The following is a 12,650-nucleotide window of genomic DNA, read 5'->3' as shown; positions in this document are numbered from 1 at the left end:
AGCGCAAGGTCGACACGGGCATCAGAGGGGTCGGCTCGCGCACCCGGGCAGGCGGCAGGCGTACCTGGACGGACCGCACGGGGACCGGGAAGCAGCCGACCGGCAGCGCGCACTCGCAGTCAGCGGACATGGCGGACCCCCAGGACCGGCTGGCCGCCGTGGCCGTCGCGGAAGTCGGGCGACCAGGGCCAGCGGCCCCGGTCGTCCGCGTGGACCAGTTGCAGCGCCCGGATTTCCGGCCCGTACAACGCGACCGCGAACACCAGGTGCGCCGACGGCTCGGCGAGCGGTACGACCTCGATCAGCGGGCCGCCGCGCAACGGGATGCGTTCACCGGGCTCGAGTGGCGCTGCGTGCAGCGCATGGCTCGCCATGTCGTTGAGCAGGTTTGCCGCTGCCCGCAACGGAAGCCCGGTGGCGACCAGCTCGGGCAGGCCGTATCCGCTGAGCCCGATCGTGTAGGCCCACGGCGGGTACGGCCCGGCGCTTTCCACGCCCTGCACGAGCCAGCCCCGGTCGGCCACGCCATCGCGAAGCCGTTCCAGGTACCCGGATCTGTCCGGGTCTTCGCACTGCTGACACATCGGTGTCTCCTCCCCCTCGGTGGACTGGGGACCACCGTGCCGGAGGGCACCGACAAAAACTCAGCCCAGTGCTTCGGCCACTGCCGTGCCGAGCCGTTCTGTGGTATCGCTGCCGCCGAGGTCCGGCGTGCGCACCCGGCCCTCGTCGAGCACCCGGTCCACCGCGGCGCGGATCGCTTGCGCGGCAACGGTTTCGCCCAGGTGTTCGACCAGCATCGCGGCCGCCAGGATCTGCGCCACGGGGTTGGCGATGCCTTGTCCGGCGATGTCCGGAGCACTCCCGTGGACCGCTTCGAACATCGACGGGGATTCACCCGATGGGTTGATGTTGCCGGACGGTGCCATGCCGAGGCCGCCGGTGATCGCGGCCGCGAGGTCGCTCAGGATGTCGCCGAAGAGGTTCGACCCCACGATGACGTCGAGCCGGTCCGGCGCCTGGACCATGCGCGCGGCCAAGGCATCCACGTGCATCTGTTCACTGTGGACGTCCGGGTACTCGGCCGCGACCTCGGCGAAGATCTCGTCCCAGAACGGCATCGAGTGGATGAGCCCGTTGGACTTCGTCGCCGAGCAGACACGCGAAGAACGCGTCCGCGCGAGTTCGAAGGCGTACCGGATGATCCGTTCGACGCCGACGCGGGTGAACACCGACTCCTGCAGCACGAACTCGTCCGGCCGGCCCGCGTTGTGCCGGCCGCCGATCGCGGAGTACTCCCCTTCGGAGTTCTCCCGGACGATCACCAGCTCCAGCTCCTCGGCCTTCCGCCCGGCCAGCACCGACGTCGTACCCGGCAGCAGCCGCACCGGGCGCAGGTTGACGTACTGGGAGAACGCGCGCCGCAGCGGGATCAGCAGGCCCCACAGGGAAACGTGGTCCGGCACGCCGGGGAAGCCGACCGCGCCGAGCAGGATCCCGTCGAACGCCGAGAGCTGCGCGACGCCGTCGTCCGGCATCATCGACCCGAGCTGGGCGTAGCGCTCGCAGCTCCAGTCGAACTCGGTCCACTCCAGGGAGAAGCCGAACTTCGAAGAAGCGGCGTCGAGGACTTTGCGGGCCTCGATGGTGACATCGACGCCGATGCCGTCGCCGGGGATGCTTGCGATGCGGTAGGAGCTCACAGGGCCACCGCGATGTACTTGGTCTCCAGGAACTCTTCGATGCCGAACGAGCCGCCCTCGCGGCCGAGCCCGGACGCCTTGATTCCGCCGAACGGCGCCGCCGGGTTCGACACGATGCCCTGGTTGAGCCCGATCATCCCGGCTTCGAGCGCCTCGGAGACGCGCAGCGCCCGCTTGAGATCGCTGGTGTAGACGTAGGAGACGAGCCCGAACTCGGTGTCGTTCGCCTTCGCCACCACTTCTTCCTCGGTGTCGAACGCGGAGATCGGCGCGACCGGCCCGAAGATCTCTTCGTGCGTCAGACGCGCTTCCTGCGGGACGTCGGTGAGCACGGTCGCCTGGTAGAAGTGGCCCGGACCGTCCACGCCGGCGCCGCCGGTGAGCACCTTCGCGCCGCGGTCGGTGGCGTCCTTGACCAGCTCGGTCACCTTGGTGACGGCGGCTTCGTCGATCAGCGGGCCGACGACGACGTCATTCTCGGTGCCGCGGCCCATCGGCAGGGCCTGCATGCGCTCGGTCAGCCGTCGCGAGAACTCCTCGACGACGCCGCGCTGCACGTAGAACCGGTTCGCAGCGGTGCACGCCTCGCCGATGTTGCGCATCTTCGCGAGCATCGCGCCGTCGATGGCCGCGTCCATGTCGGCGTCCTCGAAGACCAGGAACGGCGCGTTGCCGCCCAGCTCCATCGACGTCCGCAGCACCTTGTCGGCGCACTGTTCGAGCAGCTTGCGGCCGACGCCGGTGGACCCGGTGAAGGAGAGCTTGCGGGCGCGGCCGTCGCGGATCAGCGGCTCCATCACGCCGCCGGAGTCGCTGGTCGTGACGACGTTGAGGACGCCGGCGGGCAGCCCGGCCTCGGCGAGGATGCCGGCCAGCGCGAGCATCGACAGCGGCGTCTGCGCGGCGGGCTTGATCACCGACGTGCAGCCCGCGGCGATCGCCGGGCCGATCTTGCGGGTGCCCATCGCCATCGGGAAGTTCCACGGCGTGATCAGCAGCGTCGGGCCGACCGGCTGCTTGGTGATGAGGAAGCGGCCGGAGCCGTTGGGCGCGGTCGCGTAGCCGCCCTCGATCCGGACGGCCTCCTCGGCGAACCAGCGGAAGAACTCGGCGGCGTAGGCGATCTCGCCCTTCGACTCCGCCAGCGGTTTGCCCATCTCGAGCGTCATGAGCAGGGCGAGCTCGTCCTGGCGCGCCATCAGCAGCTCGTACGCCCGGCGCAGGATCTCGCCGCGTTCGCGGGGCGCCATCTTCGCGAAGTCCGCCTGCGCGGCGACGGCGGCGTCCAGGGCGGCGACGCCGTCCGCCGGGGAGGCGTCGGCGACCTGGCACAGCTCCCGGCCGGTCGCCGGATCCACGACCGGGAAGGACTTCCCGGTCTCGGCGGCGACCCACTTGCCGCCGATGAACAGTTCCTTGCCGACCGCGTCGACGACGCCGGACTCGGTGCTCACGCTCATCCCGACTGCTCCTCACGTGTTGTCCCGAGGGCCATGCTATGGATATTGTCAACAATCGACAACCCACTCAGACCGACCGAGGAGCACGCTGCCATGGCCCAGCTATCTCCGCTGCTCAAGCAGGCAACGCCCGTCGTGGTCGACCACGGTGAAGGGGTTTACCTCTACGACGTCGACGGCAACCGGCACCTCGACTTCACCGCCGGGATCGGCGTCACGAGCACCGGGCACTGCCACCCGCACGTCGTACGAGCAGCGCAGGAGCAGATCGGCAAGCTCGTCCACGGGCAGTACACGACGGTGATGCACCAGCCGCTGCTCGAACTGACCAAGCGCCTCGGTGACGTCCTGCCGAGCGGCCTCGACTCGCTCTTCTACGCGAACTCCGGCAGCGAAGCCGTCGAAGCTGCGCTGCGGCTTTCGCGGCAAGCGACGAAGCGCCCGAACGTCATCGTCATGCAGGGCGGCTTCCACGGCCGGACCGTCGCAGCGGCGTCGATGACGACGTCCGGGACGCGGTTCAGCGCCGGCATCGGCCCGCTGATGGCCGGCGTGCACGTCGCGCCGTTCCCCTACGCCTTCCACTACGGCTGGGACGAGCAGACCGCGACGAAGTTCGCGCTGCGTGAGCTGGACTTCCTGTTCCAGACGGTCAGCGCGCCCAACGAGACCGCCGCGATCTTCGTCGAGCCGGTGCTCGGCGAGGGCGGTTACGTCCCGGCGAACACCGAGTTCATGGCCGGGCTGCGCGAGCGCGCCGACCGGCACGGGATCCTGCTGGTCGTCGACGAGATCCAGACCGGCTTCGGCCGCACCGGGAAGTTCTGGGGGCACGACCACTTCGACGTCTCCCCCGACATCGTGCTCATCGCGAAGGGCCTGGCGAGCGGCTTCCCGCTCTCCGGCATCGCCGCTTCGCAGGAGCTGATGGCGAAGGCGCTCCCGGGCTCGCAGGGCGGGACGTACGGCGGCAACGCCGTTTCGTGCGCTGCGGCGATCGCGACGCTCGAGGTGATCCAGCAGGAGAACCTGGTGGAGAACGCCGCGACGCGCGGGCAGCAGCTGCTCGACGGCGCGCGGCTCGTCGCGGACAAGACGCCGGCGATCGGCGAGGTGCGCGGGCTCGGGCTGCTGGTCGGCTCGGAGTTCACGACCGCCGACGGCGAGCCGGACCCGGCGACCGCGGCGGCCGCGCAGCAGGCCGCGGCCAAGAACAACCTGCTGCTGCTCACCTGCGGGCCGTACATGAACGTGGTCCGGATGGTGCCGCCGCTGGTGGTCACCGCCGAGCAGGTCGACGACGCGCTGCGCATCTGGGGCGAGGTCGTCGCGTCCGTCACGGGGAGCTGAGGATGGCCCGGTACGTCACGATCACCCTCGACAAACGCGGGATCGCCTGCCGGGCCCGGCTGCTGGACGACGAGGCGCCGCGCACGTGCAAGGCGGTGTGGGACGCGTTGCCGCAGAGCGGTTCCGCCTACCACGCGAAGTACGCGCGCAACGAGGTCTACACGCTCGTGCCGCCGTTCGCGGAGCCGAAGCCGGGGCGGGAGAACCCGACGATCACGCCGATCCCCGGGGACGTCCTGTACTTCGGCTTCGAAGCGTGGGAGATCGGCAACCCCGCGTACGGCTACGACGACGGCAGCGAGGCCCACAGCGACCAGGGTGCGACCGACCTCGCGATCTTCTACGGGCGGAACAACCTGCTGATCAACGGCGATGCGGGCTGGGTGCCGGGCAACGTGTTCGCCACGATCGAGGAGGGTCTGGCCGAGATGGCGGCCGCCGCGCAGGACCTCTGGCTACGGGGTGTCGAGGGCGAGACGCTCTCGTTCGCGCGGGCCTGAAACCCTTACCCGCCAAGGGGACGCCGGGTGCGAATACCGCACCCGGCGTTCCCTTTTTGCGCCTTCCGCCACTCGAAAGGGTGATCGTCGGAGTTTCACCTTTCGTGGCCGGTGATCACCAGATCGAGCTACGCAACAGCCCAGGTTGCCGGATCAAGCCCGGCATCACCGACAGTGATGATCGGTCCAGTTGCTACCCAGAGTGGTTGACCGCCGACCAGGGCACCCCGGCGGCAAACACGAAGGGATTACGTGTTTAGCATGGGAAGATTCCGCGACGGCAGGATTCCCGGAATTCGGCTCTTTGACAGGTCGCCAGCACGGTGAAAACCTGATTCAGCTCCTCGCGAGAGCAACTCCAGGGAATCAGGAATCATTCATTAAGGAGCCTTTCCATGCAGATGTTCGCCCAGCACGCGCACCACGCCCACGACATCCTCACGGGCGTTCTCGCGCACCTGGCGCACGTCCTCGGCTGGCTGGTCTGACCTAGGCGACCGAACGGCCCGGTCGCGGGAAACCGCGGCCGGGCCGTTTCACGCGCTCGCGGACAGCCGCACGAAATCGTCGTCGGAAAGCTCGATTTTCGACGCACCGCAATTCTCTTCGAGGTGTTCGAGCGACGACGTCCCGGGAATCGGGATGACGACCGGGGACCGGCGCAGCAGCCAGGCGAGGGACGCCTGAGCGGGTGTCGCGCCGAGATCGGCCGCGACCTTTCCGAGCACCCCGCCGGCCGTCGCGTGCCCACCGTTCGCGATCGGCAGCCACGGGATGAACGCGATCCCTTCGCGCGCGCAGTGGTCGAGGACGTCGTCGGACGCCCGGTCGGTCAGGTTGTAGCGGTTCTGCACGCTCGCGATGGGCGTGACGGCCCGGGCTTCCTCAAGCTGCGCGACGCTCACCTCGGACAGCCCGACCCGCGCGACCTTGCCCTCCTCCCGCAGCCGCGCGAGCGCGCCAACCTGGTCCGCGAGCGGCACCTGCGGGTCGAGCCGGTGCAGCTGCAGCAGGTCCAGGCGGTCGACGCGCAGGCGTCGCAGCGAGAGCTCCGCCTGTTGCCGGAGGTACTCGGGCCGGCCGAGCGGGACCCACTCGCCGCGGCTCGGGCGCGCGTGCCCGCACTTCGTCGCCACGAGCAGCCCCGGGTACGGGTGGAGCGCCTCGGCGAGCAGCTCCTCGTTCCGCCCCAGGTCGTAGGCATCGGCGGTGTCGAAGAACGTCACGCCGAGCTCCGCCGCCCGGCGCGCAACGGCCGCACTCCCCGGCGGAACGTGGTCCCACTCGGTCAGCCTCATGGCGCCGAACCCCAGGCGCCGCACGGAAAAGCCGTCGTCGAAGGTGTACGTCGATGTCATGCCGGAAGCCTCGCCCCGCCGGCCGTCACCCACCAGAGATTTAGCCTGAGCTAAATTCTGACCCACCCGCCAAATGTGAAACATCTTCATAGCGGCGTACTGGCGGTACGTACTACGCTGCGGTAACCACAGCAACGGCGCGGAGGAGAGACTCTCGATGGGCGACGTGGCGGCACAGCTGGCCGAGATCGTCGGGGACAAGAACCTGCTCACGGGCGAGGCGATCTCCGAGGACTACGCGCACGACGAAGCGCTGACGGCGGAGCCGCAGAAGCCCGCGTACGTCGCGAAGCCGGCAACGGCAGAAGAAGTCGCGGAGCTGCTGAAGGCGGCTACAGAGCACAGCATCCCGGTGACCGCACGCGGCTCCGGCAGCGGGCTGTCCGGTGCCGCGCGGCCGCGCGAGGACGGCCTCGTCATCTCCTTCGAGCGGATGAACTCCGTGCTCGAGATCGACACCGGCAACCACGTCGCCGTCGTACAGCCCGGGGTCACGCTCGCCGAACTCGACGTCAAGACGGCCGAAGCCGGGCTCAGCTACACCGTCTACCCCGGCGAGCTGAGCGCGAGCGTCGGCGGGAACGTCGGCACCAACGCCGGCGGGATGCGCGCGGTGAAGTACGGCGTCACCCGCAACAACGTCCTCGGCCTGCAGGCCGTGCTGCCGACCGGCGAGATCCTCCGCACCGGCGGCAAGACGTCGAAGGTGTCGACCGGCTACGACCTCACCCAGCTGATCATCGGCTCCGAAGGCACCCTCGCGCTGGCCACCGAGGTCATCGTCAAGCTGCACCCGCGGCTGACGCACGGCGCCACGGTGCTCGCGCCGTTCGGCAACTTCGACCAGGTCATGGCCGCCGTGCCGGAGATCCTCTCCAGCGGGCTCGCGCCGCACATCCTCGAATACATCGACAACCTGACGATGGCGGCGATCGTCTACAACGAGAAGCTCGAGCTCGGCGTACCGGACAAGATCCGCGAGACGACGGAGGCGTACCTCGTCGTCGCACTGGAGAACCGCGAGGCGCAGCGGCTGGAGCAGGACGTCGAGACCGTCGGCGAGCTGCTCGGCGAGCTCGGCGCGACCGACGTCTACGTCCTCGACGGCGCCGCCGCGCGCAAGCTCATCGAAGCGCGCGAGAAGGCCTTCTGGACCGCGAAGGCGGCCGGCGCGGACGACGTCATCGACGTCGTCGTGCCGCGCACCGCGATGCCGGAGTTCATCAAGAAGGCGCGGGAGCTCGCGATGGCCGCGGGCGGCGGCGCGATCGGCTGCGGGCACGCCGGCGACGGCAACGTGCACCTCGGGATCTTCTGCAAAGACACCGACAAGCGGAAGCAGCTGCTCACCGACATCTTCGCGCACGCCATGGAACTGGGCGGCGCGATCTCCGGCGAGCACGGCCTCGGCCGCACCAAGGCGAGCTACTACCAGGAACTCGAAGACCCGGCGAAGATCGCGTTGATGCGCCGGATCAAGCAGAGCTTCGACCCCGCCGGGATCCTCAACCCCGGCGTTCTCTTCACCGAAGGAACCGCATGAGCGAGCTGAACGGCGCCCAGTCCCTGATCCGCACCCTGGTCGACGCCGACGTCGAAGTGTGCTTCGCGAACCCCGGCACGTCGGAGATGCACTTCGTCGCCGCACTCGACACCGTCCCGGAGATGCGGGGCGTGCTCGCGCTGTTCGAGGGCGTCGTCACCGGTGCCGCCGACGGTTACGCGCGGATCGCCGGCAAGCCCGCCGCGACGCTGCTGCACCTCGGCCCGGGCCTCGGCAACGGCCTGGCGAACCTGCACAACGCGCGCCGCGCGAACACGCCGATCGTCAACGTCGTCGGCGACCACGCGACCTACCACAAGCAGTACGACGCGCCGCTGGAATCGGACATCGAGTCCATCGCGAGCTCGCTCGAAGGCTGGGTGCGCCGCTCGGAGCACACCAAGGACGTCGGGGCGGACGCCGCCGCCGCGGTCGCCGCGGCGCAGGACGCGCCCGGCCGCGTCGCCACGCTGATCCTCCCCGCGGACGCTTCGTGGGGCGAAGGCGGCGAGACGTGCGCGCCGATCCCGCCGCGCGTGCCGCAGGCGGTGGACGCGACCACGGTCAAGGACGTCGCCGCGGTGTTCGGCACCGGCGAGCCCGTCGCCCTGCTGATCGGCGGCGCCGCGTGCCACGAAGAAGGACTCCGCGCGGCCAGCCGGATCGCGGCCGCGACCGGCGCGAAGGCGTTCGTCGAGACGTTCCCGTCCCGGCTCGAGCGCGGCGAGGGACTGCCGACGATCGAGCGGCTCGGGTACCTCGCCGAGCAGGTCACCTACCAGCTCGACGGGATCAAGCACATCGTCGTCGCCGGCACGAAGGCGCCGGTGTCGTTCTTCGCCTACCCGGGCAAGCCGAGCGACCTGGTGCCGGAAGGTGCCCAGGTGCACACGCTTGCGTCGCTCGGACAGGACGTCACGCGCGCGCTGACCGAGGTCGCCGACCTCGTCGCCGCGGACACCGAGCCGGTGCTGCAGCAGGCGTCCCGGCCCGCCCTGCCGAGCGGCCCGCTGACCCCGCAGAACTGGGTCGACGTCATCGGCGCGCTGCTGCCGGAGAACGCGATCATCGCCGACGAGGCGAACACGTCCGGCCTGATGCTGCCGACGGCGACGGCGGGCGCGCCGCGCCACGACGTCCTGACGCTGACCGGCGGCGCGATCGGCTACGGCATGCCGGTGGCGACCGGCGCGGCCGTGGCGGCGCCGGACCGTCCCGTGCTCAACCTGCAGTCCGACGGCAGCGCGCTCTACACGATCTCCGCGCTGTGGACGCAGGCGCGCGAAAACCTGAACGTGACGACGGTGCTGCTCAACAACCGCGCGTACGCGATCCTGCGGCTGGAGCTGCAGCGCGTCGGGGCGCAGGGCGGCCCGAAGGCGAACGAGCTGCTCGACCTTTCGCGGCCGGACATGGACTTCGTGAAGATCGCGGAGGGCATGGGCGTGCCCGCGACCCGCGCGACGACCGCCGAGGAGCTCGCCGAGCAACTGCAGCGCGCGTTCGCCGAACCCGGGCCGCACCTTATCGACGCCGCGGTGCCGCCGTTGCTCTGAACCGGGCTATCCTCGCCGTCGAACCGACGGCGAGGAGCGGCGATGACCGACCAGCACGCGCAGCGTGGCATCGACCTCGAGCGCCCGAACGCGGCACGCGTGTACGACTACATGATCGGCGGCAAGCTCAACTACGCCGTCGACCGGATGTTCGCCGACCAGGTCCTGGGCGTGCTGCCGAACGCGCGGCACATGGCGGTGGTCAACCGGGCGTGGCTGCGCCGGGCCGTGCGGTTCGGCGCGGAACAGGGCATCCGGCAGTTCCTCGACATCGGCTCGGGCATGCCGACGGTCGGGCACGTGCACGAGGTCGTCCAGGGGATCGACCCGGAGTCACAGGTCGTGTACGTCGACAACGAGCCGATCGCCGTCGCGCACAGCGAGATCGTGCTGGAGGGCAACGACAACGCGGCCATGGTGCAGGCCGACGCCGAGTACGTGGACGACGTGCTGGAGCACCCGACGACCGAGTCGATGCTGGACTTCGACCAGCCGGTGATGATCATCATGGCCGCGTTCGTGCACTTCATCCCCGACTCCCGCGATCCGGCCGGCCTGATCGCGCAGTACTTCGACGCGTTCCCGTCGGGCAGCTACCTGGCGTTGTCGTCGGGCACGTGGGAAGGCCAGGGCGAGGAGTCGCAGCGCTCGGTCGCGCTGTACGAGAAGAGCGGCACGCCGCTGACCCTGCGCTCCCCCGACGAGATGCGCGCGCTGGTGAACGGGTTCGAGGTCCTGCCGCCGGGTGTCGTGTTCACGCCGGAGTGGCGCCCGGACGGGCCGCTCGAAGACCCGCCCGCGCTGTCCGGCGGTCTGTCGCTGGTGGCGCGCAAGGCCTGACGCGGGCCGGGCTATTCTCGCGTCACACCTGAGCCCGGGAGCGGCGGATGACCGAAGACGAACTCGCTAGGCGCGGCATCGACCTCGACAAGCCGAACGCCGCGCGTGTGTACGACTACATCCTCGGCGGCGAGCTGAACTACGCCGTCGACCGGATGTTCGCCGAGCAGGTGCTGACGGCGCAGCCGAACGCGCGGGAGCGCGCGCAGCTCAACCGGCAGTGGCTGCGCCGCGCGATCCGGTTCGGGATGGACCAGGGCATCCGGCAGTTCCTCGACATCGGTTCGGGCATGCCGACCGTGGGGCACGTGCACGAGGTCGCGCAGGCCGCCGACCCGACGTCCCGGGTCGTCTACGTGGACAACGAGCCGGTCGCGGTCGCGCACAGCGAGATCGTGCTGGAGGACAACGAGAACGCGGCGATGGTGTACGCCGACGCCGAGTTCCCGGACGACGTCCTCGAGCACGACACCACCGAGATGATGCTGGACCTGGACCAGCCGGTGATGGTGGTGATGGCGCTGTTCGTGCACTTCATCCCGGACGAGCGCGAACCCGCCCGGCTGCTCGCGGCCTACCGCGACGCGCTCGCGCCCGGCAGCTACCTGGCGCTGTCGTCGGCCACGCACGAGCGGCAGAGCGACGAGACCGCGCGCGCGGTGGCGATGTACAAGAAGAGCTCCAACCCGGTGATCCCGCGCTCGGCCGACGAGCTGCGTGCCCTGGTCGACGGCTTCGAGATCGTCGACCCCGGCGTCGTGTTCATCCCGCAGTGGCGCCCGGACGCCGCCGACGACATGCCGGAAGACCCGACGGAGTGCGGCGGGCTGGCGCTGGTGGCGCGCAAGAACTGACGGCGTGCGCCGCGGGTCCGGGTTTCGCCACCCGGACCCGCGGTTACGCGACGCCGACCAGGACCGGCGCCACCTTCGTCTTCGGTACCAAAGCGGCGAGCGCGACGCCCGCCAGTGCGGCGCACGCCGCCACCGCGAACGTCGCGCGGAAGCCACCCAGCGACGGCACCGCCAGGCCGCCGACGCTGATCGTCAGCTGGGCCAGCATCGCGGCCATCACCGCGCTCGAGACCGCCGTGCCGACCGAACGCATCAGGGCGTTCAGGCCGTTCGCGGACGCCGTTTCGGTGACCGGCACCGAGCCCATGATCAGCGCGGGCATCGCCGCGTACGCGATCCCCACGCCGGCGCCGATGATCACCGAGGCCGTGATGAGCTCGAGCGCGTTGTCCATCAGGACGATCGCGAACGCGTAGCCGACGGCGATCACCAGCGCGCCGCTCATCAGCGTCGGCCGCGGGCCGAACCGGGTGATGAGCCGCGCCGACACCGGCGAGAGCAGCATCATCACCAGGCCGTTCGGCGCGAGCGTGAGCCCGGACTCGACCATGGTCTGACCGAGCCCGTAACCGGTCGACGACGGAGCCTGCAGCAGCTGCGGGAACGACAACGCCATGGCGTACAACGCGAAGCCGACCATGATCGACGCCAGGTTCGTGAACAGCACCGGACGGCGGGACGAGACTCGCAGGTCGACCAGCGGGTCGCGGCGGCGCAGCTGGTAGGCGCCCCAGCCGACCAGGATGACGACGGCCAGCGCGGCCAGGCCGAGCGTCGGCGCGCTGGTCCAGCCCCAGGTGCCGCCCTTCACCACTGGCAACAGCAGGCAGAGCAGGCCTGCGGCCAGGCCGAACGCGCCGAAGTAGTCGAACGGCGCGGGCGTGCGCAGCGACGACTCCGGCACCACCGTGAGGATCAGCAGCGCGCAGGCCAGGCCGAGCCCGGCGGCCGTCCAGAACAGCACGTGCCAGTCGGCGTTCTCGGCGACGAGCGCCGCGACCGGCAGCCCGATCGCGCCGCCCACCCCGAGCGTCGCGCTCATCAGGGAGATCGCGCCGCCGACGCGTTCGGGCGGGAGCTCGTCACGCATGATGCTGATGCCGAGCGGGATCACGCCCATCGCGCAGCCCTGGAGCCCGCGGCCGAGGATCTGGAACGCGAGCGCGCTGGTCGTCGCGGACACGACGGAACCGGCGATGAGCACGGCGAGGCTGATGAGGATCATCCGCCGCTTGCCGTAGAGGTCCCCGAGCCGGCCGCTGACCGGCGTGATCACCGCCGCGGCGAGCAGCGTCACCGTGACCACCCACGACGCGTCGGCGGCCGACGCGTGCAGCAGCTTCGGGAACACCGGGATCAGCGGCACGACCAGGGTCTGCATGAACGACGCCACCAGCCCGCACGAAGCGAGGACGACGACGATCGCGCGGCCGGACCCTTCGGGACGGGACACCACACCCCCAGATGTGTAGTTAGTACGCATCAT

General features: G+C 70.2%; 11 protein-coding genes. 6 read left to right on the top strand and 5 right to left on the bottom strand.

Features of this window, described 5'->3' with window-relative positions:
- Positions 1 to 119 precede the first annotated feature (119 nt).
- The 3 genes from OG570_RS19180 to OG570_RS19170 are packed head-to-tail and all read right to left on the bottom strand — an operon-like array spanning position 120 to position 3,163.
- Complete coding sequence (locus OG570_RS19180) at positions 120 to 584, bottom strand: DUF4262 domain-containing protein (RefSeq protein ID WP_326958088.1); 465 nt, start codon at positions 582 to 584, stop codon at positions 120 to 122.
- Between the two features lie 60 nt (positions 585 to 644).
- On the bottom strand, positions 645 to 1,703 hold the full coding sequence (locus OG570_RS19175) for a tartrate dehydrogenase (protein WP_326958086.1): 1,059 nt from the start codon (positions 1,701 to 1,703) through the stop codon (positions 645 to 647).
- The gene (locus OG570_RS19170; RefSeq protein ID WP_326958084.1) at positions 1,700 to 3,163 is read right to left on the bottom strand and encodes an NAD-dependent succinate-semialdehyde dehydrogenase; all 1,464 of its coding nucleotides are present in this window, start codon (positions 3,161 to 3,163) and stop codon (positions 1,700 to 1,702) included. The genes OG570_RS19175 and OG570_RS19170 overlap by 4 nt, the downstream gene beginning before the upstream one ends.
- A 93-nt stretch (positions 3,164 to 3,256) precedes the next feature.
- Between OG570_RS19170 and OG570_RS19165 the strand changes: the two genes are divergently transcribed.
- On the top strand, positions 3,257 to 4,513 hold the full coding sequence (locus tag OG570_RS19165) for an aspartate aminotransferase family protein (protein WP_326958082.1): 1,257 nt from the start codon (positions 3,257 to 3,259) through the stop codon (positions 4,511 to 4,513).
- A gap of 2 nt (positions 4,514 to 4,515) precedes the next feature.
- On the top strand, positions 4,516 to 5,013 hold the full coding sequence (locus OG570_RS19160) for a DUF3830 family protein (protein ID WP_247057290.1): 498 nt from the start codon (positions 4,516 to 4,518) through the stop codon (positions 5,011 to 5,013).
- Between the two features lie 536 nt (positions 5,014 to 5,549).
- On the opposite strand, the gene OG570_RS19155 is transcribed toward OG570_RS19160, so the two are convergent.
- The gene (locus OG570_RS19155) at positions 5,550 to 6,371 is read right to left on the bottom strand and encodes an aldo/keto reductase (RefSeq protein WP_326958080.1); all 822 of its coding nucleotides are present in this window, start codon (positions 6,369 to 6,371) and stop codon (positions 5,550 to 5,552) included.
- A 157-nt stretch (positions 6,372 to 6,528) separates the two neighbouring features.
- On the opposite strand from OG570_RS19155, the gene OG570_RS19150 reads away from it, so the two are divergent.
- The 4 genes from OG570_RS19150 to OG570_RS19135 are packed head-to-tail and all read left to right on the top strand — an operon-like array spanning position 6,529 to position 11,164.
- The gene (locus tag OG570_RS19150; RefSeq protein WP_326958078.1) at positions 6,529 to 7,914 is read left to right on the top strand and encodes an FAD-binding oxidoreductase; all 1,386 of its coding nucleotides are present in this window, start codon (positions 6,529 to 6,531) and stop codon (positions 7,912 to 7,914) included.
- Positions 7,911 to 9,470, top strand: a complete 1,560-nt coding sequence (locus OG570_RS19145) for an acetolactate synthase large subunit (RefSeq protein WP_326944200.1) — start codon at positions 7,911 to 7,913, stop codon at positions 9,468 to 9,470. Before OG570_RS19150 ends, OG570_RS19145 begins: the two co-directional genes overlap by 4 nt.
- Before the next feature lie 42 nt (positions 9,471 to 9,512).
- Complete coding sequence (locus OG570_RS19140) at positions 9,513 to 10,310, top strand: SAM-dependent methyltransferase (protein WP_326958076.1); 798 nt, start codon at positions 9,513 to 9,515, stop codon at positions 10,308 to 10,310.
- 47 nt (positions 10,311 to 10,357) lie between these two features.
- Positions 10,358 to 11,164: an SAM-dependent methyltransferase gene (locus OG570_RS19135; protein WP_247057299.1), complete on the top strand. Its 807-nt coding sequence runs from the start codon at positions 10,358 to 10,360 to the stop codon at positions 11,162 to 11,164.
- A 43-nt stretch (positions 11,165 to 11,207) separates the two neighbouring features.
- Here the strand turns inward: OG570_RS19135 and OG570_RS19130 are convergent, their stop codons facing one another.
- Positions 11,208 to 12,647 (bottom strand): MFS transporter, encoded by a 1,440-nt coding sequence (locus tag OG570_RS19130; protein ID WP_442788322.1) that lies wholly within the window; start codon positions 12,645 to 12,647, stop codon positions 11,208 to 11,210.
- Positions 12,648 to 12,650 lie beyond the last annotated feature (3 nt).

The sequence above is a fragment of the Amycolatopsis sp. NBC_01286 genome, assembly GCF_035982555.1.
In the GTDB taxonomy this organism is placed as follows: Bacteria; Actinomycetota; Actinomycetes; order Mycobacteriales; family Pseudonocardiaceae; genus Amycolatopsis.
This window is presented reverse-complemented; position numbering and strand designations above follow the sequence as displayed.